The following is a 25,831-nucleotide window of genomic DNA, read 5'->3' as shown; positions in this document are numbered from 1 at the left end:
AGGCAAAGGGCCCGGGTATCACCGAATCGGGCAGAGGAATCCCGCCATCTGCCAAGCAGGTGCGAGGAGTTCGGGGATGATGCACTGGTTCGATGGCCCACTGGCCGCTTTTGACACCGAGACGACAGGCGTGGACGTCGAGGAGGACCGGATCGTTTCGGCCGCACTCGTCGTCCAGGACATGGCGGGCGGGCGTCCCCGCGTGACCCGCTGGCTGGTCAATCCGGGGATTCCGGTGCCCGCCGGGGCCACCGAGATCCACGGGCTGACGGATGACCATCTGCAGCGCAACGGGCGGTGGCCCGCCCCCGTGGTGGAGGAGATAGGCCGGGCGCTGGCGGAGCAGTGCGCGGCGGGGCGGCCGATCGTCGTGATGAACGCGCCGTTCGACCTGACGCTGCTGGACCGGGAGCTGAGGCGGCACCGGGCGTCGTCGCTGGCGGGGTACCTGCGGAACGCGCCGCTGTGCGTGCTGGACCCCCGGGTCCTGGACAAGCATCTGGACCGCTACCGCAAGGGCCGTCGCACGCTGACGGACCTGTGCGAGCTGTACGGGGTGGCGCTGGACGGGGCGCACGACGCGGCGGCCGACGCGGTGGCCTCACTGGAGCTGGTGCGCGCGGTGGGGCGGCGGTTCGCCGCCCGGCTGGAGCGGCTGACTCCGGCGGAACTGCATTCGCTGCAGGCCGTGTGGCATGCGGCTCAGGCGCGGGGGCTGCAGGCGTGGTTCGAGAAGAGCGGTACGCCGGAGGCGGTGGACCCGGCGTGGCCGTTGCGTCCGGAGCTCCCTGCCGCGGCCTGACGGGCCGGGCCCGCGCAAGGCCCCGCCCGGGGCCGGGGACGCGAAAGCCGGTCCGTCGGTGGTACTGACGGACCGGCTTTTCCCGGGTGGGCGATACTGGGTTCGAACCAGTGACCTCTTCGGTGTGAACGAAGCGCTCTCCCACTGAGCTAATCGCCCGGGAACGGGTTGAACCATACAGGGCTCGGCGGTCTCCGTTCAAACCGCTTCGAGCCATGCCCGCAGTCCGCGGCGTCCGGAGCGCATCATCAGCGTGTGGTTGACGCGGAAGAGGAGACGTCCGGGCACGGCGAGCCGGCGCAGCAGCCCTTTGCGGACCTCGGCCTCCTGCTCGTACGTGACCCGGCTGCCGCCCTCGTGCGGGGCGACGGTCCAGCGTGCCCAGCCCTCCAGGTCGCCGCTCATCGTGGCTTCGAGTGTCCGCGCGGCGGGGTCGCTGCGGCGCTGCCGGAGCGTCAGGACGAGGTCGTAGGGGAGCGAGGAACGGAAGCGTGCCGTGGCGGTGGCGTCGTCGATCCGGCTGATCTCGCGGACCTGCGGCCACCAGCGTGGGTAGTCCTCGGGACGTTCGAGGGCGTCGTACACGGCGTCGGGCGGGACGGGGATGTCCCAGATGCTCGTGAAGCGGTAGTGATTCCAGTCCATGGCTCCAGTGTGCCGGGGTGCCTACTCAGGCGTGGAAGTGAGTACCCGAGCGCATGTACGAACATGTGGGCGGCGCCACACTCCCGTACATGGAACATGTGCCGCCACCCGCCGAGGAATTGGCGCTCCTCGACCGCGAACTGGTCCGGCTGGACGCCCGCCGGCTGCAGCTGCTGCACCGTCGTGCCTGGCTCCTGACCGTACTCCGGCCCCCGGCCGCGCCTGCGGGCTTTCCCGCGCCTCCCACGCCGCCCACGGCCGGCCCGCCTCCCTGGGGCCCGGCCACGCCCGCCGCCCCCGCCGCCGCGTCGCGCGGCGCCCAGAACGTGCTGCTGGTCCTCGGCGGTCTCCTGCTGACCGTCGCGGCGATCGCGTTCACCCTGTTCAGCTGGGGCGAGATGGGCATCGCGGGCCGCTCGGTGGTGCTGGCGGCGGTGACGGCCGGTGCGCTCGTGGCGCCTGCCCTGCTGCTGCGCCGCGGGCTGTCCGCGACGGCGGAGTCGCTGGCCGCGCTGGCGCTGGTGCTGACGGTCCTGGACGCGTACGCCCTGCACGCGGTGGCGGCGCCGGGCACGGACGGGCTCCGGTTCTCGGCGGTCGCCTCGGCGGTGCTCGCCGCGGTGTGGACGGCGTACGGGCTGGGCCTGGGGCGGCTGCGGCTACCTCTGCCCGCGGCCGTGGTGGCGGGACAGCTGCCTCTGGTACTGGGGGCCTGGGCGGCGGGAGCGTCCGCGCCGGTGTTCGGCTGGGCGCTGCTGGTGACGGCCGCGGCAGATGTGGCGGTGGCGCTGCGGGGCCGGGGGCTCGCGGTGCGGATCACGGCGTGCGCCGGGGCGACGGCGACCGGGCTGACCGCTCTGCTGCTGGGTCTGGAGCAGTCGCTGTCGGCGCAGGGGCCGTCCGCGGCCGTGGGTCCGGGGGCTCTGCTGCTGGCGGGCGCACTGGTGGCGCTGGTCGGGGCGTGGCGCGCGCCGAAGGAGGCGGCGGCGGTCGCGGGTGCGGTGGCGGGTCTGGCCGCGGTGGCTGCCGTGGGCGGTGTGGTGCGTGCGGGGCTGCCGTGGGGCTGGTCGGTCCCGGCGTACCTGCTGTGCGGGGCGGCGCTCGCCGCGGTGGTGCGGTTCCGGGTCCCGCAGCCGGTGGCCCGGGGCGTCCTGGGGGCGTCGGCCGCCGTCGTGTCGGGCGCGGTGCTGTGGGCGCTGCCGGTGGTGGCCGCCGTGCTGCTCGGGCCGATCTCCCTGGTGACGAAGGTGTGGGCCGGGGCGCCGTCGGGCTTGCGGGACGCGCTCGGAGCTTCGGTGCCGTGGGCGCGGTCCACCGCGTCGCCGGTGGTGCTCGTCGTGGTGGCCGGGTTGCTGGGCGCGCTGTACGCGGGGCGGCTGCGGACCGGTGGGGAGCCGGTGGTGCCGGGGGCCGCGTGGCGGGCTGCGGCTGGGGCAGGCGCCCTCGGCCTGGTCTGGGCGGCGGTGCTCGCGCTGCTCGCCGTGGCGGACGTGCCGTACGCGGCGGCCGTGGGGGTGGAGCTGTCGCTGGTGGCGGGGCTGCTGGCGGTGGCCGTGCGGCGGGGAACCGACGGTGCCGGGCTGACCGGGCTGGTGTGCGCGCTCGTCGGAGCCGTGAGCGTGGGGCTGCTGGCGCTGGCCGCCGAGCCCGCCACGCCGGTGGTGTCCGGGGTGCTGGCGGTGTTGTTCGCGGGGGCGGCCGCCCGGTCGCGGGTGCCGGTGGTGCAGTCGGTCCTCGCCGGCGGGTCGGTGCTGTGGGCGGTGGTCGTGGTGTCCGCGGTCGGCGCCTCCCTCGGGTGGGGCGCGGCCGGTACGGCGCCTGCGGTCCTGGTGGTGCCGGCGGTGACGGTGCTGCTCGGCGCGCGTCTGCGGGTCGCCGCCGTGGCGGTGGCGGTGGAGGCCGCAGGGGCGTGCGGTGCGGTGGTGGCCGTGGGGCTCGCGGTGACGGACGCGCCGTACCTGGCGCTGGTCCTGGCCCTGTGCGGGGTGCTGGCGGCCTACGGCGCGCTGCGCCCGGAGCGCCGGCGGGTGGCCGGGAGCACGGCGGCGGTGCTGTTCGTGCTGGCGGCGTGGGTGCGCCTGGGGGCCTGGGATGTGTCGGCCCCGGAGGCGTACACCCTGCCGGCCTCGGTGGCCGCGTTCGGGGTGGGGTACCTGCGGCGTCGCCGGGATGCTTCGGCGTCCTCCTGGGTGGCGTACGGGCCCGCCCTGTCGATGACGATGGTGCCGAGCCTCGTCGCGGCGTGGGGCGACGCGCACTGGCTGCGGCCGCTGCTGCTGGGCGTCGCGGCACTGGTGGTCACCCTGGCCGGCGCCCGCCGCCGCCTGCGGGCGCCTCTGGTGCTGGGCGCCACGGTGCTGGCCCTGGACGGGCTGCACGAGCTGGCTCCGCAGGTGGTCCAGGTCTTCGACGCACTCCCCCGCTGGGCGCCCCCCGCCCTCGCCGGGCTGGTGCTGCTCGCGGTCGGTGCGACGTACGAGCAGCGGTTGCGCGACGCGCGCCGGCTGAGGGACGCCGTGGGCCGGATGCGGTGACGGCCGCGGGGCCGGCCCAGGGCGTCCTGCTCCGGGATCAGGCGGGCATGCGGTCGCCTATGAGGGCGAGGTTCTCGATGGCGGCGAGTCCGTAGAGCGCGGTGTCGTTGGTGTAGACCCAGTCGGCCTCCGTGCCGGGGACGGTGGTGACGGGGCCGGTCACCTTCTCGGTCCGCCAGGGGGCCGACTCCTTGTACCCGTCGCTGTTGTAGAACTTCTCCCAGGCCCGGGCGGCGAGTTTCCCGTCGCCCGTCCGGACCGCGGCGTAGGCGTCGAGCCGGGAGTGGCCCTGGAAGAGGATGAGACTGCCGAAGTCGGAGCCGTAGCGCGCCCTCTGCTCTGCCTTGGTCGCGTTGAAGTACCGGCAGTAGTCGAGGTACGCCTCCTCGAACTCCGGTACCTCGAGGCCGACGAGGTCGATGAGCTCGGCGCACAGTTCGTTCAGGCCGAAGACCGCCGAGAGGTGCGAGACGCTGACGACGGGCTCGGCGGCGACGGCGAACTTCCCCGTGTCGAGGTCGTACAGGCCGCTGCCCTGGACGAAGCCGTTGGGCTGTGCGGCGATCGTCTCCATGGTCGCGAGGACGCGGGCCTTCGCCTTCGCGGCCTGCGGACCGCCGCGCTCCCATTCGGTGAGCCACGCGGAGACCAGCCCGCTCCAGTCGGTACCGAAACCGATGGACAGGGCGTGCCGGTCGGGTGTGTAGGGCTCGGTGCGGATCTTGCGGAGCGGATCGAGGGCGAGGAAGGTCTCGTCGGAGTCGACGTTGGCACGCATGAGGTCGCCGACGCGTTCGTCGGCGGTGAGGAAGTAGTAGAAGCGCCGGTAGGTGGTGTTGGCGATGCGCTGCTGCTTGGCGCTGTCGGCGTAGTGCTGGATGCCGTGCCGGGTGCCGAGGCCGGCCCACTGCCCGAGGTGGTAGACGTCGACCTCACCGGTGTGCCGGGTCATGGCTTCGGCGAAGCGGAAGATGTCGGCACGCCCGGAGCGCAGGTAGGCGTACCAGAGCCAGAGGTCGGGCGAGAGCTCGGAGTTGTCCCACGCGTAGCCGCCGACGTCGTAGCGCCACTGGTGACGGGCCGGGTCGTAGGAGTGCATGACGTCGCCGTAGTCCCAGAAGCCGTACCAGCGCCGCATGTCGACCTGGTCCTTGTAGTACGTGAAGAGGAAGTCGAGGTGGTCCTCGATCTTCGCCTTGGCCGGTGTCGATCGGTCGACCGGGGAGAAGAGCCCGCCGAAGACCTTCGCGGCGATCAGCTGGGCCGGGGGCGCGACGAGCTGGGGAAGGGTGCGGACGGCTTCGGTCTGCTGCGCGAGGGCGGAGGCGCCGGGGGTGGAGTCGTGGGCCCAGAAGAGGAGTTCGCTGGTGCGGGCGATGCCGTACGGGGTGCCGAAGCCGGGTTCGTAGTCCTCGTAGGTGATGTTGAGGCCTTCGAGCTGCTCGGCGTAGGTGTCCTGGCCGAGACCGTCGTGGTAGAAGCGCAGGTCCATCGGCTCGGCCTCGGGCGACCAGAGCCACACGGTGACCTCGGCCGCGTCGGTGTGCGCGTCGCGGATGTCGAGCTGGGCGGGGAACTTCTCCCAGAAGTCCCGCAGGCCGAAGGCGAGCCCACCGCTCGCCCCGCCGACGTATGCGAAGCCGGAGGCCCGCCGGCCACCGCCCGCCGCGATCCAGCCGTGGCCCTTCTTGGTGCGCTTGCGCAGGGAGAACCCGTCGGCGGACAGCTGGCTCAGGGTGTAGTCACCCCAGGTGGGGATGAGGTGGAGGCGGCTGGTGACGCGCTGGTCCCAGGTGGCGGGATCGGGCAGCTTCGTCCCCTCGAACTGCGCTGCCTGGACGGCGGCTCCGGGGTCGCGGCGAAGTCCGGTGATGCCCTTGACGGCCTCACGGAGCATGCCGGTGCCCTCGCCGCCGATGCGGATGTGCCGGTCGTAGGCCTCGTCCCGCATCGGGACGGTGAAGCGCACACCGAGGCCGCGGATGAAGTCGCCGCTCGCCTTTCCGGGTTCCTGGGTACCGTCGAAGGTGATGGTGTGCACCATGCGGAACGATTCGGCGCCGGCGTAGAAGTAGAGCCGGACGGAGAAGGGCAGCCAGGAGCGCTTCCCTCTGCGGTGCTTGCCCTCGATACGGACCACCGCGCGAACGGGCCCGCTCTGTTCGACCTCGGTCGTGGTGACGGCGCTCTCGAAGCGCTCGTACGACTCGCGCCCCTGGTCACCGTCCTCGATCTCGCCCTGGCGGATCAGGACGAGCCGGCCGTCCTTGGCGATCTCCGTGGAGCCACGGACGAGGGAGGTGATGAGCGAGGAGCCGGTCTTCCCCATCTTCGCGGTGATGACGCCGGTGGAGACGGTGACGGTGGACCCGGTGTTCTTGACGGTGACCTTGTGGGCGGGCGCGGCGGGCGCTCCGGGGCCGAGCACGAACTTCTTGGCGCCGGCGGCTTCCGGCCCTACGGCGTGGGCGGTCCACTTCGCGGAGCCGTCGGGCCAGGTGGCGGTGGTCCACGACTGCACGGGGACGTCCTTGCCGTCCTCGGTGACCAGTGTGAAGTGCTGGTCCTTCGGGTACTGCCCCTTGGGCCAGGGCACCCCGAGCGTGGATCCGGGGGCCGCGCCGAGGCCGCCGGGCTCCAGCCAGGTGAGGGTCACGGGTCCGGCGGTCTCGCCGGTGCCGGATGCGGCCGCGGCGCCGGTGGTGCCGAGGGACCAGCTGAACTGTGCGGCGGCACCGGCCGCCGCTGCTGCCTTGAGGAGTGTTCTGCGGGGCATCCTGGACATGGTGGTGCCTCTCTCCGTGCGGATCGGGGACGTACGGCAGGGGGAAGAGCGGGGTGGCCGTGCGGTCAGCGGGCGAGCCGGCGGGCTTCGACGGCGGTGGCCGCGGCGGCCACCGCCCCGACGACGGGAACGGCCAGCGGCAGCATCAGGGCGCCGGACAGGACGACGACGGCCATCCCGCACACGAGCAGGAACGAGCCCGCCGGATCGCGGACCGTGCGCCGTCCGGCGCCGGCGAGCAGGACCCGCCAGGCTTCACCGGGCTCCCAGCACGCGGCGGCGCGCACGACCGCGACGAGGAGGCCGATCAGGGAGAGGATGCCGACGGCGCCGACGAGCGGCCCGCCCGGCAGCCCGGCCCGTACGGCCGCCAGGTCCAGCCAGAGCAGCGCTCCGGCCGCCCACACGGCCGCACCCACGAACAGGCCGCCGCGCGCCGCGGCGCGGACGTCCCCCACGAACTCCCGCACCCCGCCGCGCTCCCCGGCGAGGTGGCGGCGCAGGTGCCTGGTCCCGGCGGCGAAGGCCGCCGGGAAGGTGAGCAGCGGGAGGGCCGCGACGGCGATCCAGACGCCGGTGAGCAGGCACTCGGAGAACAGGGCGAAGCGGTCCATCGCGTGCGAGCGCCGTTGCGCCGTGGGAGCCTTCGTCGTCATGACCGCCTCAGCCCTTCAGGCCGGAGGTGGCCATGCCGTCGATCAGGTAGCGCTGGAAGGCCGTGAAGAAGGCCAGCACGGGCAGCAGGGCGACCAGCGACATGGCGATCATGCCGCCGTAGTCGGCCACGGCGTCCTGGTCGATGAACATCTTGAGCCCCATCGAGACGGTGTAGTTGTCCGGCTCGTTCAGATAGAGCAAGGGGCCCATGAAGTCGTTCCAGGCGTTGATGAAGGTGAAGATCGCGCTGGTGATCAGCGCCGGCCGGCAGAGCGGCATGACGATCGACCAGTAGATCCTCAGGTGCCCGCAGCCGTCGAGCCGCGCCGCCTCGTCGAGCTCCCTGGGCAGACCGCGCATGAACTGCACCATCAGGAAGACGAAGAAGGCGTCGGTGGCGAGGTACTTGCCGATCAGGAGCGGGGTGAAGGTGTTGATCAGCTCCAGCTTCTGGAACAGCACGTACTGCGGAATGATCAGCACGTGGTACGGCAGCAGCAGGGTGCCGATCATGACGGCGAACATGGCGTTGCGGCCGGCGAAACGGACCTTGGCGAAGGCATAGGCCGTCAATGAGCAGGACAGCACCACTCCGATCACCGAACCGACCGCTATGTAGGCCGAGTTCATGAAGAACGTGGAGATGGGGATGTCGGCGATGCCCTCGGTGAGCCTGGTGTAGTTGTCGGTGACGGGATCGCCCGGGAAGAGTTCCGGAGCGCCGATGATGTCCGCGCTGGGCTTGAAGGAGGCCCCGATCGTCCACACCACCGGGTAGAGGACCACGGCGAGCACGGCGAGGGCCCCCAGGTGCCAGGCCAGTGCGCCGGCTCCCCGGCGTCGTACGGCTGCGGTCAGGAGACTCATCGGCCGCCCTCCTCGTAGTGCACCCAGCGTTTCTGGGACCAGAACAGGACGGCGGTGACCAGGCCGACAGCGACGAGCAGCAGCCATCCCATGGCGGAGGCGAAGCCCATCCGGCTGTTCACGAAGCCCTGTTCGTACAGGTAACAGGTGTAGACGAGCGTCGCGTCGGCGGGCCCGCAGGTGGCGTTGGAGAGGATGTAGGCGGAGCCGAAGATCTGGAAGGAGTGGATGGTCTCGAGCAGCACGTTGAAGAACAGCACCGGTGAGATCATCGGCAGGGTGATGTGGAAGAACCTGCGCCACGGGCCGGCTCCGTCCACCTCGGCCGCCTCGTACAGTTCGCGCGGCACCTGCTTCAGGCCGGCCAGGAAGATGACCATCGGTGCGCCGAACTGCCATACGGTGAGGGCGATCAGTGCGTAGATGATCATCTCGGGATCGCCGATCCAGCCACCGGTCTCCACACCGAACAGCTTCTGCGTCCGGTCGACGACGGCTCCGTCCGAGAACAGTGCCCGCCAGACGATGGCCGCCGACACGCTCGCGCCGATCAGCGACGGGGCGTAGAAGGCCGCCCGGTAGAAGGACTGGCCCCACCGCTTCTGCGCGAGCAGCATGGCGACGGCGAGCGCCGCGGCCAGCTTGACGGGGGTGCCGATCAGGACGTACCAGGAGGTCACCTTGACCGACTGGCGCCACCGCGGGTCGGCGAACATGTCGGTGAAGTTCCGCAGGCCGATCCAGCGTGGCGCGTCGAACAGGTTGTACTCGGTGAACGAGAGGTACAGCGAGAACACCATGGGCCCGGCGATCAGGAACAGGAAGCCCGCGATCCAGGGCGACATGAACAGGTAGCCGGCCAGGTTCTCGCGACGGCCGGGACGCGTGGTGCCGGCAGGTGGCGCCTGGCCCGTGGGACCGTTCCGCTTGTTCACGGACCGGTCGCCCGCGGGCGGCGATACGCCCGGGGAGGTCTGGATGTGAGTCACCGCGGTCCCTCTCAGTTCGAGGCGAGGGCGGTCTTGGCCTCGGAGAGGAACTGCTTCACCGAGTCCTCCGGCGAGGCCTTGCCCAGCGAGAGGTCGGCACCGATGCGCAGGAAGGCCGCCTCGACCACGTCGGCACCGGCCGGGTGCGGGGTGATGGGCTCCAGGAGTCCCGCGTCCGCGATCGCGGTCTCGTACGCGGCTATCGCCTTGTTCGGTGCGTCGGCGGGCTGATAGGCCTCGAACTGCGCGGTGGTGGCGGGTACTCCGCGGTCGTAGCCCATGATGCGGGCGACTTCCAGGTCATGGGTCATGAAGCTGATGAAGGTGGCGACCTCGGCGGGGTGCTTGGTGCGCGCCGATCCGCTGAGCATCAGGGAGCCGAGGTACTGCCCGGTCCTCTTGCCGTCGGTGCTGGGAATGGGCGCCAGGCCGTAGCTGCTCCTGCCCTCCGCGCTGTAGCGGACGGAGAAGTTGTCCCAGGTGAACTCGCCGGCGGACAGCCCGTGGGTGGTCGCGAAGGCGGGCTTGATCTGCTCGACCTTCTTCTGGTCGGCGTAGAGGCCCTTCTTCACCCGCTCCAGGGCCTCCGTCCAGTAGGGCAGCAGTTCGGCCTCGCCGAATCCCATGCCGTCCTCGGTGAAGAACGCCTTGCCGTTCTGGCGGAGGATCAGGTCGTAGAGGTACATCACTCCGTGCGGCCCGGCGTCACCGGGGATGTTCTGGCTGCTCCGGATCTTCTGCAGGCCCGCGTACCAGTCGTCCCAGGTCCAGCCGATCTCGGGAGCGACCCCTGCCTTCTCGTAGACCTTCTCGTCGATGACCAGGGCCATCGAGTTGCTGCCGACCGGTACACCGAGCAGCTTGCCGTCCACCTCGGCGAACTTCTCCAGTCCGGCGCGGAAGCCTGTGAGGTCGAGGTTCCCCTTCTCGGCCTGGGGGCCGAGGTCGAGGAGCACGTTCTTCGCCTCGTACTTGCGCAGGAAGGTCACGGCGTTCTGGATGACGTCGGGCGGGTTGCCGCCGGCCGCCTGGGTGTTGAACTTCTTCCAGAAGTCCCCGTACTGCTGGAAGTCCGTCTTCACCTTGATCTTCGGATGCTTCTTCTCGAAGAGGGTGATGCACTGCTGGATCTTCTTCGCCCGGTCGTCGGCGCCCCACCAGGAGTGCCGGATGGTCACCGTGCCACCGGAGCCACTGCCTCCGCCCGAGCCGCAACCAGCCGCTGTCAGCCCGAGACCGGCCGCCGAGAGACCGGCCAGCTTCAGCATCTGCCGTCGGTCGATGCCGCTGTTCCGAGACATGGCTCGCCCCCATCCATCTTCGCATTGAATCGTTTTAGAAAGCGCTTGCTGGGTCAAGGTAGGGAGCGACACCGGGCACGTCAACGGTTCGGACGAAATTTGCCGGGCGGAGGGAGACCCTCGGAGCACACCCGGGCCGAACGCCGTTCGAGAAACCGAACGTCGAGAGTGCCGGAAACGACGGGACGAGGCCACGGAAAACACCGATGGCCGGAAGCTTCGGTGAAGCTTCCGGCCATCGGTACGGGGTGGGCGATACTGGGTTCGAACCAGTGACCTCTTCGGTGTGAACGAAGCGCTCTCCCACTGAGCTAATCGCCCCGGCGCACCGCACACATTACCCCATGTCAGCGGCGCTCCCGGACCACCTGCGGGTCACTGCTCGATCTTCCACGGCATCGTGATGCCGAACTTCCAGACGTAGATCCCGACGAGCACGGCGATGATCACGAGTCCGACGGCGGTCAGGATGACGTTGCGCCTCCGGACCTTGGGGTCGAGGGCCCGCTGGGTGGCCTCGGTGACCTTGCGCTTGGTCCAGCGCAGGACGAGCTGCGCCCACACGAACTCGGTCGCCCAGATCGCCATGCCGCCGAAGATCACCAGCCACCCCGGTCCGGGCAGCGGCAGCATCACGACGCCCGCGCCGACCACGGCGAGGCCGGCGACGAAGATGCCGACCTGCCAGCTCAGGTGCAGCACCCTCGACGCCCGGATGAATGCGGGCGCCCGCGATCCCAGCTCACGCTCCGCCTGCCGCTCGTCCCCCGCAGCGGGTTCCGGGGCCACCGATGCGGCGACCTCTTTCCGCTCGTCACTCTCCGCGTTCATGAGGCCCAACCTACCGGAAGGGCACTCGTCACCGGAATGGACGCATGACCCAAAGTTACACACCGCTGTACGAGCTACCTGAAGCATCACAAATAGGTCAGAGGGGTTTACAACGCCACCGTAGGTGGCATGTCGATTTCGCCGACGTGCGAATCCCCGAGCGCACACTGAGCGAAAGGCCCTGGCGCTTATGAACACCACGGTCAGCTGCGAGCTGCACCTGCGCCTCGTTGTGTCGAGCGAGTCCTCACTGCCTGTACCCGCGGGCCTGCGGTATGACACGGCCGATCCCTATGCCGTGCACGCCACCTTCCACACCGGAGCGGAGGAAACGGTCGAGTGGGTTTTCGCCCGTGACCTTCTTGCCGAGGGGCTGCACAGGCCCACCGGCACCGGAGACGTCCGCGTCTGGCCATCCCGAAGTCACGGCCAAGGCGTCGTCTGCATCGCGCTGAGCTCCCCGGAGGGAGAAGCCCTGCTGGAGGCCCCGGCGAGGGCCCTGGAGTCATTCCTGAAGAGGACCGACGCCGCGGTCCCGCCCGGCACCGAGCATCGTCACTTCGACCTCGACACGGAGCTCTCACACATCCTGGCCGAGAGCTGAGCCAGGCCGAGAGCTGCGGGACGCCGTCCGACTCGGGGAGACGGCGTCGCGCGGACAACCTCATACGGCAGACACCGGCGCCGTCGCCGCGGAACCCACCGCGGCGACGGCGCCGGTGCTTGCCGCCCGCACCCCGAGAGGGCCGGCGTCCGAACGGCCTGCGGCCCCGCAGGTCGTTCGCGGCGGGGCTCATGATCCATCCCCACCGGTCACACTGGTCCTACAGATCCCACCGGCCCCATTGGTCCCGCAGGGCGCCCCCACCCCACCGGCACGGCCACGCAGGCGTCCAGGCAGGCGCCAGCGGCTCCGCCGAAGCGCCGGGGCGACCAAAGGCCCACCCTGCCGCCCGTGAGCTCCCACCGGGCCGGGAGCGCCTTCGGGGAGCCAGTAGAGTCAGCCCGCATCGGCGGGCGCCCGTCCGCCGGAGGCCAGGGAGCGAAGCGTGCTGATCCCCCACGACACCCGGATCGCCCTCGACACGGTGGTCGAGCTGGTGAACACCGCGCCGGAGAGCGAGCCCGCCGACGGACTCGCCGACGTCGCCGCGCTCTACGACTTCGCCGAGCGCCATCACATCAGTGGTGTCGGCGTCCTCGGGGAGAAGGACCTGAGCGCCGTCCGGGAGGTACGGAGCCGCTTCGCCGAGATATTCGCGGCGCCCGACGCCCGCACCGCCGCCGATCTCGTCAATGCGCTGGTGGCCGCCGCGGGCACGACCCCCCAGCTCACGGACCACGACGGCTACGACTGGCACGTCCACTACTTCGCGCCGGACGCCTCGCTGGCCGACCACCTCGCGGCCGACTGCGGCATGGCGCTGGCGTTCTTCGTCGTGGCGGGCGAGCAGGAGAGGCTGCGGCGGTGCGAGGCACCGGACTGCCGGCACGCCTTCGTCGACCTGTCGCGCAACCGCTCCCGGCGCTACTGCTCCAGCCGCACCTGCGGCAACCGGCTCCACGTCGCCGCGTACCGGGCCCGTCGCCGCGAAGCGGCCGGCTGACACCTTCCGGGCACGGCGCGACTGCCGGCGGCACGGAGTCCGGCACGGCCGGCGGCTGTACGGAGTCCGGCACGGCCGCCGGCTGTACGGAGCCGGGTGCGGCCCGGCGGTACGCCGGGCCGGTGGCGGCCCGCTCACAGGAGGAAGAGGTCGTGCAGCGCGGCCATCAGCAGCAGGCCGCCGATCACCGTCAGGAAGATCATCAGGGGCGGTTGGGACAGGGCGAAGAGGCAGCCGCGTGGCTCTTCGGCAGGGGGTGCGGGGGATTCGCCCCGCGATGTGTCCACCATCTCGCAGTGATCATGACTCACCGGAACTGGTGTTGGCGATCAATACGCCTTTCCCGAGGGCCGGTTCACCCGCTCCGGGCTGCAAATATTCGCTCCGGCGTCCGACCACCCACCACGTTTTCGACCGTACGCCGCGCCGGGCCGCCCGCGCGGCGCGGCGAGGTCGGCCGGCGAGGGCGGCAGGCGAGGGCGGCAGGCCGGTTCAGCGCGGGGCGGCGCTCGAGGCGCGGACGACAAGCTCCGGCTGGAGGACGACACTGCGGTGCTCGTGGCTGCCGCTCCCGTAGTCCGCCTCTTCCAGGAGGAGCTCCGCCGCCATCCTGCCCATCACCACGGCGGGCTGTCGGACCGAGGTGAGCGGTACGGCGGCGGCCGCGGCGAACTCGATGTCGTCGTACCCGACGATGGCGACGTCCTGCGGCACCCGGACACCGGCGGCGTACAGCGACTGCAGCACACCGAGGGCCAGCAGGTCGTTGGCGCAGAAGACGGCGGTCGGCCGGGGCACGAGGCCGAGCAGGCGGGCCCCGGCGTCACGGCCGGCCGCCACGTCCAGGCGGTCGGAGGGGATCTCCACGAGGGCCTCGGGGCCGTACCCCGCCTCCGCGAGGGCCGCGAGGGCGCCCTCCCGGCGGTCCCTGATCTGGTGCAGGTCGCCGGGGCCGCTCACGTAGGCGACCGACCTGTGGCCTGCGGACACGAGGTGCCCTACGGCCAGCATGCCGCCGCGCACGTCGTCCACGGAGACCGCGCAGTTCTCGGTGGAGGCCGCGACCCGGTCGACCAGCACGTAGGGGATCCGGTGGCGGGCGAACGCCTCGAGGTTGGCGCCCGTGGCATCGGCGGGGGTGATCAGCACGCCGCAGACCCGCTGCTCGGCGAAGAGCCCGAGGTACTCGGACTCCTCCTCCTGGCTCTGGCCGCTGTTGCAGACCATGACGCCCAGCCCGGCGTCCCGGGCGGCACGCTCGGCGCCGCGGGCGATGTCCACGAAGAAGGGATTACCCATGTCGAGGACGAGCAGGGCCATGATGCGGCTCCGGCCCGCCCTGAGCTGCCTGGCCGACTCACTGCGTACGTAACCCAGCTCCTCGATCGCCGCGAGCACCCGGGCGCGGGTGTCGGGCAGCACCGCCTCGGGGCGGTTGATCACGTTGGAGACCGTGCCCACCGAGACGCCCGCCTGCCGGGCCACGTCCTTGATCCCTGCCACACGCGCCACTTGCCCTGCCCCACTGATGCACTCGGTCGCCGCGCGCCGGCGCGGCGTCTCACTGTCGTACGGACAGACGTCCCGGCGTGGTCCGCCGCCTCGTCGCCCGTGGCCGCACCTCCGGATGAAGCGTTTCAATCCGGTCGGGACGCTAAACCCAGCCCTGGGACACCGTCAAGCTCGCGGCGCCGCCGCAGCCGAATATACCGAGACGCGGCAGCCTGCGTACGCGCCGGGATCGCACGATCCCGCATGAATCGATTCACGCCTCATGCATCCGCGCGTGCACGCGCGGGGACGGCCCGTCAGATGCCGTGCTTCTTCAGGATCGCCTCGATGTCGCTGAAGTCGTCACCGGCTCCCGCGGCCTGCTGCGGCTTCTCCTTCCGGCCGTCCCGAGCGGCCGGGTCCGCCGCCGGCCCGGCGGCCGTCCCGAGCGAGGGCGCCGAGGCGACGGGAGCGACCGCCTCGCCCTGCGACGCGTCCCGTGCCGCCTTGCGCTCCTTACGGGTGGCGCCGCCCCGGCGCTCGACGGCGCGGGTGGTCACGAGGAGCAGCCAGGCGACGGCCAGCAGCCCGAAGCCGATCCAGACACTCGGCTCGAAGACGATGCCCGACACCCACTTCACGACACCGGTCATCACCAGGCCGACCGGCACCAACGAGTAGGCGGCGATCCGGGTGGCAGCGAGGAACCGCTTGCGGTACGCGGTGATCGCGGCGATGCCCAGGCCGGCCGCCGACACCGCGGAACAGATGGTCTCGGCAAGCATCGGTGCCTCCAGCGATCGGGAAACGTCCCTTCCATCCTGCACCGGCCACCCGTTCCGGGGCCACGCCCCGGAGCCACATCAGGGACATATCAGGGCCGCGGTCCTCCCCGGGTCCCGATTGGGAGGCGGAGGTCCGGCCTGGAAGACTGGATCCATGAGCGATTCCACCCCCGCAGCGCCGGTTGTCCTCGACATCTGGTGCGAGCTCGAGTGCCCCGACTGCCACCGGGCCCTCTCCGACATCCACACCCTGCGTGCGCGCTACGGCGACCGGCTGGAGGTGAGGCTGCGCCACTTCCCGCTGGAGAAGCACAAGCACGCCTACGCCGCGGCGCAGGCGGCCGAGGAGGCCGTCGTCCAGGGCAAGGGGTGGGAGTACATCGAGGCCGTCCTGGCGCGGACCGCCGACCTCGCCCGCACCGGCGAGCCCGTACTGCTCGACGTGGCACGCGGACTGGGCCTGGACGCCGAGGAGTTCGACACCGCGCTGATCGACGGCCGGCATCTGCTGATCGTCGACGCGGACCAGGCGGAAGGCAAGGCGATCGGCGTCACCGGCACACCGACCTATGTCATCGGCGACGAGCGGCTGGACGGCGGGAAGAGTCAGGAAGGGCTGCGCGCCCGGATCGAGGAGATCGCCGACCGCCTGCTCGCGGACCGCGGCTGACTCCGCCACCCGGCGGCGCGGGGCCAGACGTGCCGGGGCTGCAGGTGCCGAGGCCGGGCGCCGGGCAGGCGCCGGGCAGGGGCGCCGGGCCCAGGAGGGCCGGGCCCAGGAGGGCCGGGGCGCCGGGCAGTGGCCGGCCCCCCGCCTACAGGCCCTTGGCCAGGTTGTACCGGGTCGTCTCGTAGCCGAGCGACTCGTACAGCCTCAGAGCGGGCGTGTTGGACGCGAAGACGTGCAGCCCCAGCCGGGTGAGCCCCGCGCCGAGCGTGAGGTCCTCGGCCAGGTGCATCAGCGCCCTGCCGTAGCCGTGCCCCCGATGCCCCTCAGCCACCTCGACGTCGAAGACGTAGCCGATCTCGTCGCCCCCGGGCGTCTCGTGCCGTGCCACCCAGAGGTGCCCGAGCGTCTCGTCGGCACGGACGAGGACGTGGAAGCTCATGCCCGGGGTGGCGAGCCCTTCCGGCAGTTTCGTGGCGTGGTCCGTCTCGGACTTGTGCCTGGCCTGCTCCTCGGGGACACCCCGTTCGATCCAGTTCCGCGCGTACGCCTCGGTGCTGGTGCTCGCCCACGCGGCGAATTCCCGCTCGGTCATCGGGCGGCCGGTGACCCCGTCCGGCAACGCGGGAACGGCCGGGGCCAACGTCTTGAGCATGTTGCGGCTGCGCTCGGAGTACCCGAGCGCGGCGGCGAGGCGCCGGGCGGGTTCGTCGCCCGCCGGCGCCACCAGGCGGACCTGGGTGCAGCCCCAGCCGCGCAGCACCTCCTCCACGGCGAGCACGGCGATGGTGCCGCGACCGCGTCTGCGGTGCGGCTCCTCGATGCGGAGCGCCTGCAGGATGCCGGCCGTCGGCCCGAACGCCGGGTCGGTACTGATGCCGACGCTCCCGACGGGACGTCCGTTGTCGCAGACGTCGTACGTGCGGGACCGGGCGCCGTCGGCGCCGTGCTGGATCGGCCCGGTGGGCCGGAGGGTCGTTGTCATCAGGGGTGTTCTATCCACTGGCCGGCGGTCCGTCACCCGCTTTTCGGTATCCGGTTCACGGATCGAGGTCATCCCCCGCGCGCTCGTCGAAGATCCGCATGGCCTTCGCCGTCACGGGGCCGGGGGCATCCGGCAGCTCCCGTCCGTCGACCCGGTGGACGGCCTGCACGTCCCGGAGGGTCGAGGTCAGGAAAATCTCCTCGGCCTGCTCCAGGACGTCCATCGGGAGGTCGGTCTCCTGCGCGCCCGTCCACTCCACGGCCAGGGCACGGGTGATGCCGGCGAGACAGCCCGAGGCGACGGGGGGCGTGTGGATCCGGCCGTCGAGGACGACGAAGACGTTGGATCCGGTGCCTTCGCAGAGCCGCCCGGCCGTGTTGGGGAAGAGCGCCTCGGAGGCGCCCCGCTCGTGGGCGCGCGCCAGCGCGACCACGTTCTCGGCGTACGAGGTGGTCTTGAGCCCGGACAGCGCGCCGCGCTCGTTGCGCGTCCAGGGGACGGTGATCACGGCGGTGGTGTCGGGACGGCGTGCCGCCTCGTCCAGGGCGACGAACAGGCTGGGCCCGGCGTCGCCGCGGTCCGAGCCGAGTGGGGAGAGGCCGCCGGTGTAGGTGATCCGCAGCCGGCCGAGCGCCACGGGGTTGGCGCCGATCACCGCCGCCAGGGCCCTGCGGACCTCGTCGAGGTCGGGATCGGGCAGGCCGAGACCCCTGGCCGAGCGGGTGAGGCGTTCGAGGTGCCGGGTCAGGGCGAAGGGGCGGCCTTCGGCGACCCTGACCGTCTCGAAGACGCCGTCCCCCACGGTGAGCCCGTGGTCGAGGACGGACACCCGTGCGTCATCGGCGTCCCGCAGTCCGCCGTCGACCCAGATCCTCATGACACGGTCCTTCCTGTTTCCTCGTGGGTACCCGACGCTACAGCGAGCAGCCGGGACGCCTTCAGCTCGGTCTCCGCCCATTCGCGCCGCGGATCGGAGCCCCAGGTGATACCGGCTCCCGTACCGAAGCGCAGCAGGGGCGCGGGGCCGGTGCGGTCGATCCAGAAGGTCCGTATCCCGACGGCGAGTCCCGCGGTGGCCCGGTCCGCGTCCACCCAGCCGACCGCGCCGCAGTACGGGCCGCGGGGCGAGGTCTCCAGGGCCTGGATGATCCGCAGCGCACTGGACTTGGGAGCGCCCGTGACCGATCCGGGCGGGAACGCCGCGGTGAGCAGCTCGGGCCACCCCGCGCCGGCGGCGAGCCGTCCGCGGACGGTGGAGACGAGGTGGACGAGGCCGGGATGCTTCTCCACCACGCAGAGATCGGGCACGCCGACGCTGCCGGTCGCGCAGACCCGGCCCAGATCGTTGCGGACCAGGTCCACGATCATGACGTTCTCCGCGTGGTCCTTCTCCAGCAGGTCGGCCTCGGTGCGCCCGGTGCCCTTGATGGGCCCGGACTCCACGGTCCGGCCGTCGCGCCTCAGGAAGAGTTCGGGGGAGGCGGTGGCGATCTCCACCCCGTGCGCCGGGAGCCGGATCGTTCCCGCGTACGGCGCCGGGTTGCCCAGGGCGAGCAGGGCGGTGAGGGCGTCGACGTCGGCGGCGGGGCCGGGCAGGGGCGCGGACAGCACGCGGCAGAGATTCGCCTGATAGACCTCGCCCGCCGCGATGTGTTCGCGGATCCGCCGCACGCCGGCCAGGTAGGCCTCCTCGTCCAGGGACGAGGTCCAGTCCTGCGGGGCCGGCCCGCGCCAGGCCCCGGGCACGGGGAGAGGCACCTGCTCCGTTCGTACGGTGGCGAAGCGGGCGCAGACGAGACGGCCCTCGAAGTCGGCACACACGGCCCAGAAGCCGGATGATTCGAGAGCCGCAGGATCGCAGGTCACGTCCTGCAGACCGGAGGCGACGAGGCCGCCGAAGCGGGCCATGGGGGCGAGGTCGTGCACGCCGATGAGTGTAGGGCGGTCCATCATGACCTGCGGCGGGGCGGAGGCAGCGCAGCACGCTGCGCAAACGCGTTTTTGTACTGGCCCGGGAATCCGCTAGAGTTCAACACGTCGCCGGGACGCGCAAGCGGGCCGGGAAAGACAAGCGGACGTAGCTCAGTTGGTAGAGCGCAACCTTGCCAAGGTTGAGGTCGCCAGTTCGAACCTGGTCGTCCGCTCGCAGAAGGTGGGGGATCTTCCCGAACCCCCACCCCTGGTGGAGTGGCCGAGAGGCGAGGCAACGGCCTGCAAAGCCGTCTACACGGGTTCAAATCCCGTCTCCACCTCCAAGGACGATTAGCTCAGCGGGAGAGCACTTCCCTGACACGGAAGGGGTCACTGGTTCAATCCCAGTATCGTCCACCGGTCCACGAGGACCCCCGCGCGATTAGCTCAGCGGGAGAGCGCTTCCCTGACACGGAAGAGGTCACTGGTTCAATCCCAGTATCGCGCACGCAGTACACGCAGGTTCGCCCTGCGCGATTAGCTCAGCGGGAGAGCGCTTCCCTGACACGGAAGAGGTCACTGGTTCAATCCCAGTATCGCGCACCACCCGGAACCCCCGGTCGTCTCGACGACCGGGGGTTCCGTCGCGTGCGGGGTGGGTCGTCAGTCGGTGAAGAGCTGGGTGGCCTTGCGGACCAGTTCGTAGAGCCCGTAGGCGAACGGCACGGCGACCCACAGCCAGACGAAGGCCATGAGCGATTTACGATTCCTGGTGGACACGGGGGCTCTCCTGCGGCTTCTCGTGGAATCGGGCGTGGACCGGGCGTATGCATTCGTTGGCGACGAAACCGACGGCCAGCAGCCCGATCATGATCGTCAGGGAGGTCGTGTAGAGGCTGGGGCCGCTGTGGCCGGCCCGCTCCCCCGCGTCCGCGACCCGGTTGACGATCAGCGGGCCGAGGACGCCGGTAGACCACGCGGTCAGCAGCCGTCCGTGGATGGCACCCACCTGGTACGTGCCGAACAGGTCCTTCAGGTAGGCGGGCGCGGTCGAGAACCCGCCGCCGTAGAAGGAGAGGATCACCAGTGCGCAGCAGATGAATACGGGTCTGGAGTCGTTGCCGAGCTGGGTGATCAGCACGTACATCAGGCGCCGACGCCGAGGTAGACGCGGTACATGTTCTTGCGGCCGATGAGGTCCGAGGCCGAGGACCACAGGAGGCGGCCGCCCATGTTGGCGAGCGAGAGCAGGGCGACGAACCCGGCTGCGGCGGAGGTGCTGACGGGGGCCGGGGTGCCCGAGAAGAAGTCCGTGATCATGGGTGCGGCCTTCTCGAGGATGCCGATGCCCGCGGTGACGTTCATGCAGAGGACCACCCACAGGCACCAGAACTGCGGGGTGCGCAGCGCGTTGCGCGCGGAGACCTGGGCGGTGGTGACGAGCCTGCGGGTCTCCTGCTTCGGTGTCCAGCCGGCGGGGGTCCAGCTGTCAGGCGGGACCCGTACGAGAAGGACGCCGAGCGCCATGAACGCGGCGTAGACGACGCCGTGGACGAGGAAGGCCGTGGCGATGCCGGAGCGGTCCGCACCGAAGCGGTCGAGCATGCCGGTGGACCAGGGCGAGGCGATGAGGGCGCCGCCGCCGAAGCCCATGATGGCGATGCCGGTGGCCATGCCGGGGCGGTCGGGGAACCACTTGATGAGGGTGGAGACGGGTGAGATGTAGCCGACACCGAGCCCGATGCCGCCGATGAAGCCGTAGCCGAGCACGACGAGCCAGAACTGGCCGGTGGCCGCCCCGAGTGCGGCGACGAGGAAGCCGGACGAGAAGCAGACGAGGGAGACCGACATCGCCCAGCGGGGGCCGTTGCGTTCGACGAGGGTGCCGCCGAAGGCGGCGGAGAGGCCGAGCATGACGATGCCGAGCTGGAACGGCAGGGCGCTCGCGGCGCCCGAGAGGCCGAGCGCGGATTCGAGCGGAGGCTTGAACACGCTCCAGGCGTAGGCCTGGCCGATGGAGAGGTGTACGGCGAGCGCTGCGGGTGGCACGAGCCAGCGGCTCCAGCCCGGGGGCGCGACAGTCCGGGACCTGTCGAGGAGGTTCATGGCCCCGCACTCCAGGCATCAGTCATGGGCATGACTAGATCATGGGCGGAAGCGCTTCGACCCTGCGCCACGGGCCCGCACGCTCGGCGTCCGGCCCGTGGCGCGGGGGCGACGGTCAGGAGGAGAAGAGCATCCGGCCGAAGCTCTTCTGGCGGTGGTGGCCGCCGTAGTGCCCGCCCTGGTGCGGCGCACCCCAGGCGGGAGCCTGGGCGGCGGGGTAGGCCTGCGGGGCGGGCGGCGCGGGCGGGGCCTGCTGCGCCCACTGCGACTCCAGGCGGGTCAGGGACTCCAGCTCGCCGTAGTCGAGGAAGATCCCCCGGCAGCCGCTGCACTGCTCGATCTGGACGCCGTTGCGGTTGTACGTGTGCATCTGGGCGTGACACTTGGGGCACTGGATCATCGGGTCGGCTCCTCACCGTCGTCGCGTCGTCGCCGGATGCATGCCCGGCGGCGGTCGGTTCACCCTACGACGCGCGTCCGGCCGTCAACCGGGGCGGGAGGGAGGCTATTCGGGCACAGGCGTCGATCATCAGCTGCTCGACCTCGTCCGGACTGCGCCGCTCCGCTGCGGACTTGGCCAGGGCCAGCGCCGCCGTCTGCACCGTGAGGGCGCGTGCCGGGACGTCGAGCTCGGGCCACGGGTCCCCCTCCGGCCGTACGGCGGGGCCCCCTTCGGCCCGGTAGGCGTCCAGGAAGCGCAGCCAGACCTCGGGGGGCAGCAGGCCGGCGGCGTACCAGGCGGCGGGGCGGGCAAGGTCCCAGGCGGGATCGCCCAAGCCCGCGTCGTCGACGTCGATCAGCAGCCACGGGCCGTGCGGACCCGGGTGCCGGACGAGCTGCCCGAGGTGCAGATCTCCGTGGCAGAGGAAGGCGGACCGGTGCGCGAGCGCCGGGCCCTCGGCACGCGCCCAGCCGGGCAGTCCGCGCCAGGCGGCGAGCACGGCGTCGGTGACCGGCTCCCCCGGCCGCGCAGCGCGCATCCGCTCGACGGCCACGGCGGCCTTGGCCGGGCCGCGCATCGGTGGGAGCGGGTGGGGCGGCGGGGTCCGGTGCAGCGCGGCCAGGAGGGCGGCTGCCTCCTCCCAGGGGGCGGCGTCGGGGTCCGCGGGGTCGACGGGCTCCCCGTACGGCCACAGGCTGACGGCACGGCCGTCGGGGGTACGGAGGCGGACGGGGTCCTGGACGGCCTGGGGACCGGGGCGTGCCTGGGCCTGCGCGCAAGGGGCCGGTACGGCAGGGGGCTCCGCGCAAGGGGCCGGTACGGGACGGGCTTCGTCGCCGAGCGGGGGCAGGAGGATGCCCGCCAGGCCCGGGGAGGCGGCCAGCGACAGCCGGGCCGTCAGACCCGCGGCGCCGGTGTCCGGGGCGTGGGCCTTGGCGACCACCGGGCCGCTGCGCACCACCGTCCCGTCGGGGCGGTCCGCGAGCACCCGCGGCTCCCCGCAGTCGCACGCGGCGGTAGGGGTGTGGACCCTGGCGTGCGCGAGATCGCCCAGTACGCGTACGACAGGAGTGGTGGTCATCGCAGGAGCTCCCTGGGCGGTGGGCTGCCGGCCCTGCGGCCGGTCCGGCACCGAGCCTACGCGGCGGCCGTGACGGCCCTGGACAGCGAGATGTCCGGCCAGCTCCCCAGCTGGCCGGACAAACGCTGCCGTCCGCCGCACCCCCGTCCCCACGGGGCTGTTGGCCGGATGTCCCGGTCCGGACCGCTCTTCCGGACCCGGGGCGCCGCTCAGCGCCCCAACATCACGCCCACGGACGACGCCTGTGTGACCACTGCCTCCCAGCCGCCGAAGACGACCACGAGCAGGGCCGCCAGAGGAAGGACCATCGCCGTCGCCACCAACGGGTGCCGCCGGCCGGACGGGCGTACGCCGAACGAGGCGTGCGCCTTGCGTCCCTGCGTGCGGATCATGGTCCGCGTTGCCGTGTCCGCCATGGTTCCTCTCCTGACCTGTTCCGGAGCGGCGGGCGTATGACCTCGGGGGACGAGTTCTTCGCCCGCCGCTTGACCTCAACATTAGGGAGACGGGGGCCGTCCGGCGTCATGCCCGCGTACCGATTGCCGGGCCTCCCGGAGGATGAGCCGGCCACCTCCCGCGTACTCCCCTGGGTGGAGATCCGGCGCTAGACCTTGGGGTCATCCCCGAGGGGGCGCTCGGAGGCGTCCTCCCGAGGGACCGGCTGTTCGACGAGGGCGAGCACCCTGGTCGCCATGAAACGGGCAGTGCGGACAACTGATCCACTTCTGGTGACTTCACTCACTTCGACCACCCCTCTGCGGACCGCTGTCTCCACCCGGCGGCCTGCCCTGGAGGCCACCACCTCGTACGTCCGTGTCGTGTCTCCGGCGTCCACGACTATTTCCACACGATCGCCCTTCACTGATCCAATCCCCCTTCTGCGACGGTCCTTTGAGATCTCGCACGGGCCGGGAAGCCTGGATCCGCGGCTCCCTGACCACCCTTCAATTCTCCCACCGGGCACTGACAATCGATGGACCGGTGAGGGCGCGGCCTCTGAGCGCGCCGCGCCACGGGTACGTAAGCTGTGCCTCGTCAGGCGGACGGCGGACCAGGCAGCGGGGATGGGCAGACGATGGCGATGATGCGGCTCCGGCGCGAGGACCCGCGTGTCGTCGGCTCGTTCAGGCTCCACCGGCGGCTCGGAGCGGGTGGCATGGGCGTCGTCTACCTGGGGTCCGACCGCAGGGGCCAGCGGGTGGCGCTCAAGGTGATCCGGCCGGACCTCGCGGAGGATCAGGAGTTCCGTTCGCGTTTCGCGCGCGAGGTGTCCGCCGCCCGCAGGATCCGCGGCGGCTGCACGGCGCGCCTGGTGGCCGCCGATCTGGAGGCGGACCGCCCGTGGTTCGCGACGCAGTACGTGCCCGGGCCCTCGCTCCACGACAAGGTCGCCGAGGAGGGGCCGCTGTCGGCCGCCGAGGTCGCTTCGATCGGGGCGGCGCTGTCGGAGGGACTGGTGGCGGTGCACGAGGCCGGTGTCGTGCACCGTGACCTGAAGCCGTCGAACATCCTCCTCTCCCCCAAGGGCCCGCGCATCATCGACTTCGGCATCGCCTGGGCGACCGGGGCCAGCACGCTCACGCACGTCGGTACGGCCGTCGGCTCGCCGGGGTTCCTGGCGCCGGAGCAGGTGCGCGGAGCGGCGGTGACGCCGGCCACGGACGTGTTCTCGCTGGGCGCCACACTGGCGTACGCGGCCACGGCCGACTCGCCCTTCGGACACGGCAGTTCCGAGGTGATGCTCTACCGCGTGGTGCACGAGGAGCCGCATCTGTTCGATGTGCACGACGCCCTCGCCCCCTTGGTACGGGCCTGTCTGGCGAAGGATCCCGAGGAGCGGCCGAGCACCCTGCAGCTCTCCATGCGGCTCAAGGAGATCGCCGCACGCGAGGCGCAGGGCCTGCAGGAGCGCCGGCCACCCGCGCAGCGCGGCGAGCAGGAGCTGGACCGCCCCACCGGCCGTCTGCAGGGCCCGTACACCGAGCAGCACACCCGGCGTGCCCCGGGCCCCGGCCCGGAGACCCGCCCACCGGTCCGGCGGCCCTCCTCGGCGCGCCCGGCGCCGGCCCGTACCGGCGGCTCACGCCCCCAGGCCTCCCGGGGCGGTACGCCCTCCGGGAAGCGCCCGCACGGGACGCAGGGCACGAACGGCCGTCCGGGCACCCGCTCCGGGGGACGCACGACCTCGGCGGGCAGCAACGGCAAGCGCCGCCCGGCCAATCCGCGGCTGCTGCGTCAGCGGCTCGTCGTCTTCGTCGTGGTCACGTTGCTGGTGGCACTGGGGATCGCGGCCGCCCAGGGCTGTCAGGGGCCGACGCGGGGGCTGGGCGGAACACCGTCGCAGACCCAGGACCGGGCCGCGGGGCAACCGCGCGGTGGCGACGCGCGCTGACGCACACCGGGCCGGTGCTGCCCGGCTCGGGAGCGGGCCTGCCCGGCCAGGTCGTCCCCGGCTCCGGCCGGGTCCCGCACGGTCAGGCCGGCCGGACCCGCGTGGCGTAGAAGGCGACGGCGGAGGCCGCGGCGACGTTGAGCGAGTCGACGCCGGCGTCCATGGGGATACGGACGTGGCAGTCGGCCGCGCCAAGCGCCTGCGGCGTGAGCCCGTCGCCCTCGGTGCCGAAGATCAGGGCCAGCTTCCCGTACCCGCGCGCGACGAGTTCGTCCAGGGTGATCGACCGCTCGCCGAGGCAGAGCGCGGCGGTCGTGAAGCCCGCCGCCCGCAGCAGGCCGAGGTCCGCGGGCCATGACTCCAGCCGGGTCCACGGGACGTGGAAGACGGATCCCATCGACACCTTGACCGCACGGCGGTACAGCGGGTCGGCGCAGCGGGGGGTGAGCAGGACGGCGTCGACGCCCAGTGCGGCGGCGTTGCGGAAGGCGGCTCCGAGGTTGGCGTGGTCGACGATGTCCTCGAAGACGGCCACCCGGCGGACGTCCCCCGACTCCGGGGCCAGCAGGGCGCCGGCGCCCTGCAGGGGGGCGCGCTGCATGGAGGCCAGGGCGCCGCGGTGCACGTGGTAGCCGGTGACGCGCTCGGCGAGCTCGGGTGCGACCGCGTACACCGGGGCAGGGGTCTCGTCGATCACGTCGCGCATGACGTCGACCCACTTGGCGGAGAGCAGCATGGACCGCATCGCGTACCCGGCGTCGAGGGCGCGTCTGATCACCTTCTCGCCTTCGGCGATGAAGAGGCCCTCCGCGGGTTCCCGCCGGCGCCGTAGCTCGACGTCTGTGAGGCCGGTGTAGTCGCTCAGGCGCGGGTCGTCGGGGTCGGTGACGGTGGTGAGTTCAGCCACGGGGTGATGCTGCCTTGTCCGGTGTGGGTGCCGGGGCCCGGCCGGA

Annotated in this window: 24 protein-coding genes, 7 tRNA genes and 1 pseudogene; 11 read left to right on the top strand and 21 right to left on the bottom strand. The window is 71.8% G+C overall.

All coding sequences use genetic code 11. The features are described from left to right. The first annotated feature begins 76 nt into the window (after positions 1 to 76). Positions 77 to 802 (top strand): 3'-5' exonuclease, encoded by a 726-nt coding sequence (locus tag QFZ58_RS29950; RefSeq protein WP_307128004.1) that lies wholly within the window; start codon positions 77 to 79, stop codon positions 800 to 802. Between the two features lie 87 nt (positions 803 to 889). Here the strand turns inward: QFZ58_RS29950 and QFZ58_RS29945 are convergent. After that, positions 890 to 961: transfer RNA gene (locus QFZ58_RS29945), tRNA-Val, on the bottom strand. 39 nt (positions 962 to 1,000) lie between these two features. Then, the gene (locus QFZ58_RS29940) at positions 1,001 to 1,447 is read right to left on the bottom strand and encodes an SRPBCC family protein (protein ID WP_307128003.1); all 447 of its coding nucleotides are present in this window, start codon (positions 1,445 to 1,447) and stop codon (positions 1,001 to 1,003) included. 89 nt (positions 1,448 to 1,536) lie between these two features. On the opposite strand from QFZ58_RS29940, the gene QFZ58_RS29935 reads away from it, so the two are divergent. Then, complete coding sequence (locus tag QFZ58_RS29935; protein WP_307128002.1) at positions 1,537 to 3,981, top strand: SCO7613 C-terminal domain-containing membrane protein; 2,445 nt, start codon at positions 1,537 to 1,539, stop codon at positions 3,979 to 3,981. Between the two features lie 37 nt (positions 3,982 to 4,018). Here QFZ58_RS29935 and QFZ58_RS29930 read toward each other — a convergent pair whose 3' ends face one another. The 7 genes from QFZ58_RS29930 to QFZ58_RS29900 all read right to left on the bottom strand — a co-directional run bounded on the left by QFZ58_RS29930 (position 4,019) and on the right by QFZ58_RS29900 (position 11,411). Next, positions 4,019 to 6,766, bottom strand: a complete 2,748-nt coding sequence (locus tag QFZ58_RS29930) for a Tat pathway signal sequence domain protein (RefSeq protein WP_307128001.1) — start codon at positions 6,764 to 6,766, stop codon at positions 4,019 to 4,021. 65 nt (positions 6,767 to 6,831) lie between these two features. Further along, on the bottom strand, positions 6,832 to 7,422 hold the full coding sequence (locus tag QFZ58_RS29925) for a hypothetical protein (protein WP_307128000.1): 591 nt from the start codon (positions 7,420 to 7,422) through the stop codon (positions 6,832 to 6,834). Positions 7,423 to 7,429: 7 nt separating this feature from the next. Continuing rightward, positions 7,430 to 8,290: a carbohydrate ABC transporter permease gene (locus QFZ58_RS29920; RefSeq protein WP_307127999.1), complete on the bottom strand. Its 861-nt coding sequence runs from the start codon at positions 8,288 to 8,290 to the stop codon at positions 7,430 to 7,432. Continuing rightward, complete coding sequence (locus QFZ58_RS29915) at positions 8,287 to 9,279, bottom strand: carbohydrate ABC transporter permease (protein WP_373428609.1); 993 nt, start codon at positions 9,277 to 9,279, stop codon at positions 8,287 to 8,289. Before QFZ58_RS29915 ends, QFZ58_RS29920 begins: the two co-directional genes overlap by 4 nt. 11 nt (positions 9,280 to 9,290) lie before the next feature. Continuing rightward, complete coding sequence (locus QFZ58_RS29910) at positions 9,291 to 10,580, bottom strand: ABC transporter substrate-binding protein (protein WP_307127998.1); 1,290 nt, start codon at positions 10,578 to 10,580, stop codon at positions 9,291 to 9,293. 249 nt (positions 10,581 to 10,829) lie between these two features. Further along, a tRNA-Val gene (locus QFZ58_RS29905) sits at positions 10,830 to 10,901 on the bottom strand. A 54-nt stretch (positions 10,902 to 10,955) separates the two neighbouring features. Then, the gene (locus QFZ58_RS29900) at positions 10,956 to 11,411 is read right to left on the bottom strand and encodes a TIGR02611 family protein (RefSeq protein ID WP_307127997.1); all 456 of its coding nucleotides are present in this window, start codon (positions 11,409 to 11,411) and stop codon (positions 10,956 to 10,958) included. A 190-nt stretch (positions 11,412 to 11,601) separates the two neighbouring features. Between QFZ58_RS29900 and QFZ58_RS29895 the strand changes: the two genes are divergently transcribed. Together QFZ58_RS29895 and QFZ58_RS29890 are read left to right on the top strand one after the other, a co-directional pair. Further along, entirely contained in the window at positions 11,602 to 12,015 is a 414-nt protein-coding gene (locus QFZ58_RS29895) for an SsgA family sporulation/cell division regulator (protein WP_003959770.1), read from the top strand. 445 nt (positions 12,016 to 12,460) lie between these two features. Beyond that, positions 12,461 to 13,018 carry a CGNR zinc finger domain-containing protein gene (locus tag QFZ58_RS29890; protein WP_307127996.1) on the top strand — a complete coding sequence of 186 codons (558 nt, stop codon included), beginning with the start codon at positions 12,461 to 12,463 and terminating at the stop codon, positions 13,016 to 13,018. 134 nt (positions 13,019 to 13,152) lie between these two features. Here QFZ58_RS29890 and QFZ58_RS29885 read toward each other — a convergent pair whose 3' ends face one another. The 3 genes from QFZ58_RS29885 to QFZ58_RS29875 form a co-directional block, all read right to left on the bottom strand. Next, a complete protein-coding gene (locus tag QFZ58_RS29885) occupies positions 13,153 to 13,308 on the bottom strand; it encodes a hypothetical protein (protein ID WP_175420900.1) in 156 nt (51 codons plus the stop codon). Positions 13,309 to 13,510: 202 nt separating this feature from the next. Beyond that, positions 13,511 to 14,530 carry a LacI family DNA-binding transcriptional regulator gene (locus tag QFZ58_RS29880; protein ID WP_307127995.1) on the bottom strand — a complete coding sequence of 340 codons (1,020 nt, stop codon included), beginning with the start codon at positions 14,528 to 14,530 and terminating at the stop codon, positions 13,511 to 13,513. Positions 14,531 to 14,826: 296 nt separating this feature from the next. Continuing rightward, positions 14,827 to 15,294 (bottom strand): hypothetical protein, encoded by a 468-nt coding sequence (locus QFZ58_RS29875; RefSeq protein WP_307127994.1) that lies wholly within the window; start codon positions 15,292 to 15,294, stop codon positions 14,827 to 14,829. 154 nt (positions 15,295 to 15,448) lie between these two features. On the opposite strand from QFZ58_RS29875, the gene QFZ58_RS29870 reads away from it, so the two are divergent. Next, on the top strand, positions 15,449 to 15,964 hold the full coding sequence (locus QFZ58_RS29870; RefSeq protein ID WP_307127993.1) for a DsbA family protein: 516 nt from the start codon (positions 15,449 to 15,451) through the stop codon (positions 15,962 to 15,964). Positions 15,965 to 16,109: 145 nt separating this feature from the next. On the opposite strand, the gene QFZ58_RS29865 is transcribed toward QFZ58_RS29870, so the two are convergent. The 3 genes from QFZ58_RS29865 to QFZ58_RS29855 are packed head-to-tail and all read right to left on the bottom strand — an operon-like array spanning position 16,110 to position 18,854. Then, the gene (locus tag QFZ58_RS29865) at positions 16,110 to 16,946 is read right to left on the bottom strand and encodes a GNAT family N-acetyltransferase (RefSeq protein ID WP_307127992.1); all 837 of its coding nucleotides are present in this window, start codon (positions 16,944 to 16,946) and stop codon (positions 16,110 to 16,112) included. 55 nt (positions 16,947 to 17,001) lie between these two features. Next, complete coding sequence (locus QFZ58_RS29860) at positions 17,002 to 17,823, bottom strand: aminotransferase class IV (RefSeq protein WP_307127991.1); 822 nt, start codon at positions 17,821 to 17,823, stop codon at positions 17,002 to 17,004. After that, entirely contained in the window at positions 17,820 to 18,854 is a 1,035-nt protein-coding gene (locus QFZ58_RS29855; RefSeq protein ID WP_307129039.1) for a chorismate-binding protein, read from the bottom strand. Before QFZ58_RS29855 ends, QFZ58_RS29860 begins: the two co-directional genes overlap by 4 nt. Before the next feature lie 163 nt (positions 18,855 to 19,017). Here QFZ58_RS29855 and QFZ58_RS29850 point away from each other — a divergent pair. From QFZ58_RS29850 to QFZ58_RS29830, 5 genes are all read left to right on the top strand, one after another. Continuing rightward, a tRNA-Gly gene (locus tag QFZ58_RS29850) sits at positions 19,018 to 19,090 on the top strand. Between the two features lie 37 nt (positions 19,091 to 19,127). Further along, positions 19,128 to 19,201, top strand: a tRNA-Cys gene (locus QFZ58_RS29845). 1 nt (position 19,202) lies between these two features. Further along, positions 19,203 to 19,274: transfer RNA gene (locus QFZ58_RS29840), tRNA-Val, on the top strand. Positions 19,275 to 19,293: 19 nt separating this feature from the next. After that, positions 19,294 to 19,365 (top strand) — tRNA-Val (locus QFZ58_RS29835). 23 nt (positions 19,366 to 19,388) lie between these two features. Further along, positions 19,389 to 19,463, top strand: a tRNA-Val gene (locus QFZ58_RS29830). 154 nt (positions 19,464 to 19,617) lie between these two features. Here the strand turns inward: QFZ58_RS29830 and QFZ58_RS29825 are convergent. The 5 genes and pseudogenes from QFZ58_RS29825 to QFZ58_RS29805 all read right to left on the bottom strand — a co-directional run bounded on the left by QFZ58_RS29825 (position 19,618) and on the right by QFZ58_RS29805 (position 23,348). Further along, positions 19,618 to 20,963: pseudogene (locus QFZ58_RS29825) on the bottom strand (OFA family MFS transporter). Between the two features lie 115 nt (positions 20,964 to 21,078). After that, entirely contained in the window at positions 21,079 to 21,363 is a 285-nt protein-coding gene (locus QFZ58_RS29820; RefSeq protein ID WP_307127990.1) for a zf-TFIIB domain-containing protein, read from the bottom strand. 64 nt (positions 21,364 to 21,427) lie between these two features. Beyond that, positions 21,428 to 22,486 (bottom strand): aminoglycoside phosphotransferase family protein, encoded by a 1,059-nt coding sequence (locus QFZ58_RS29815; protein WP_307127989.1) that lies wholly within the window; start codon positions 22,484 to 22,486, stop codon positions 21,428 to 21,430. Between the two features lie 209 nt (positions 22,487 to 22,695). Beyond that, positions 22,696 to 22,902, bottom strand: coding sequence for a hypothetical protein (locus tag QFZ58_RS29810; protein WP_307127988.1), 207 nt, complete (start codon positions 22,900 to 22,902; stop codon positions 22,696 to 22,698). A gap of 188 nt (positions 22,903 to 23,090) precedes the next feature. Continuing rightward, positions 23,091 to 23,348, bottom strand: a complete 258-nt coding sequence (locus tag QFZ58_RS29805; RefSeq protein ID WP_307127987.1) for a hypothetical protein — start codon at positions 23,346 to 23,348, stop codon at positions 23,091 to 23,093. A gap of 213 nt (positions 23,349 to 23,561) precedes the next feature. Between QFZ58_RS29805 and QFZ58_RS29800 the strand changes: the two genes are divergently transcribed. Further along, positions 23,562 to 24,878 carry a serine/threonine-protein kinase gene (locus QFZ58_RS29800; protein WP_307127986.1) on the top strand — a complete coding sequence of 439 codons (1,317 nt, stop codon included), beginning with the start codon at positions 23,562 to 23,564 and terminating at the stop codon, positions 24,876 to 24,878. Positions 24,879 to 24,960: 82 nt separating this feature from the next. Here the strand turns inward: QFZ58_RS29800 and QFZ58_RS29795 are convergent, their stop codons facing one another. After that, positions 24,961 to 25,785, bottom strand: coding sequence for an RNA methyltransferase (locus QFZ58_RS29795; protein ID WP_307127985.1), 825 nt, complete (start codon positions 25,783 to 25,785; stop codon positions 24,961 to 24,963). Positions 25,786 to 25,831 lie beyond the last annotated feature (46 nt).

It is taken from the genome of Streptomyces sp. B1I3 (genome assembly GCF_030816615.1).
Taxonomy (GTDB): Bacteria; Actinomycetota; Actinomycetes; order Streptomycetales; family Streptomycetaceae; genus Streptomyces.
The sequence above is the reverse complement of the archived record's forward strand: the minus strand, read 5'-3'. Positions and strand labels throughout refer to the sequence as shown.

Excerpts from the sequence above, each read along its gene's own strand:
- QFZ58_RS29885 (WP_175420900.1), bottom strand. The coding sequence starts at position 13,308 with ATGGTGGACACATCGCGGGGCGAATCCCCCGCACCCCCTGCCGAAGAG.
- QFZ58_RS29875 (WP_307127994.1), bottom strand. The coding sequence starts at position 15,294 with ATGCTTGCCGAGACCATCTGTTCCGCGGTGTCGGCGGCCGGCCTGGGC.
- QFZ58_RS29940 (WP_307128003.1), bottom strand. The coding sequence starts at position 1,447 with ATGGACTGGAATCACTACCGCTTCACGAGCATCTGGGACATCCCCGTC.
- QFZ58_RS29860 (WP_307127991.1), bottom strand. The coding sequence starts at position 17,823 with ATGAGGATCTGGGTCGACGGCGGACTGCGGGACGCCGATGACGCACGG.
- QFZ58_RS29930 (WP_307128001.1), bottom strand. The coding sequence starts at position 6,766 with ATGTCCAGGATGCCCCGCAGAACACTCCTCAAGGCAGCAGCGGCGGCC.
- QFZ58_RS29935 (WP_307128002.1), top strand. The coding sequence starts at position 1,537 with ATGGAACATGTGCCGCCACCCGCCGAGGAATTGGCGCTCCTCGACCGC.
- QFZ58_RS29910 (WP_307127998.1), bottom strand. The coding sequence starts at position 10,580 with ATGTCTCGGAACAGCGGCATCGACCGACGGCAGATGCTGAAGCTGGCC.
- QFZ58_RS29865 (WP_307127992.1), bottom strand. The coding sequence starts at position 16,946 with ATGACAACGACCCTCCGGCCCACCGGGCCGATCCAGCACGGCGCCGAC.
- QFZ58_RS29920 (WP_307127999.1), bottom strand. The coding sequence starts at position 8,290 with ATGAGTCTCCTGACCGCAGCCGTACGACGCCGGGGAGCCGGCGCACTG.
- QFZ58_RS29820 (WP_307127990.1), bottom strand. The coding sequence starts at position 21,363 with ATGATCCAGTGCCCCAAGTGTCACGCCCAGATGCACACGTACAACCGC.
- QFZ58_RS29870 (WP_307127993.1), top strand. The coding sequence starts at position 15,449 with ATGAGCGATTCCACCCCCGCAGCGCCGGTTGTCCTCGACATCTGGTGC.
- QFZ58_RS29925 (WP_307128000.1), bottom strand. The coding sequence starts at position 7,422 with ATGACGACGAAGGCTCCCACGGCGCAACGGCGCTCGCACGCGATGGAC.
- QFZ58_RS29950 (WP_307128004.1), top strand. The coding sequence starts at position 77 with ATGATGCACTGGTTCGATGGCCCACTGGCCGCTTTTGACACCGAGACG.
- QFZ58_RS29900 (WP_307127997.1), bottom strand. The coding sequence starts at position 11,411 with ATGAACGCGGAGAGTGACGAGCGGAAAGAGGTCGCCGCATCGGTGGCC.
- QFZ58_RS29855 (WP_307129039.1), bottom strand. The coding sequence starts at position 18,854 with ATGGCCCGCTTCGGCGGCCTCGTCGCCTCCGGTCTGCAGGACGTGACC.
- QFZ58_RS29815 (WP_307127989.1), bottom strand. The coding sequence starts at position 22,486 with ATGACCACCACTCCTGTCGTACGCGTACTGGGCGATCTCGCGCACGCC.
- QFZ58_RS29810 (WP_307127988.1), bottom strand. The coding sequence starts at position 22,902 with ATGGCGGACACGGCAACGCGGACCATGATCCGCACGCAGGGACGCAAG.
- QFZ58_RS29895 (WP_003959770.1), top strand. The coding sequence starts at position 11,602 with ATGAACACCACGGTCAGCTGCGAGCTGCACCTGCGCCTCGTTGTGTCG.
- QFZ58_RS29800 (WP_307127986.1), top strand. The coding sequence starts at position 23,562 with ATGGCGATGATGCGGCTCCGGCGCGAGGACCCGCGTGTCGTCGGCTCG.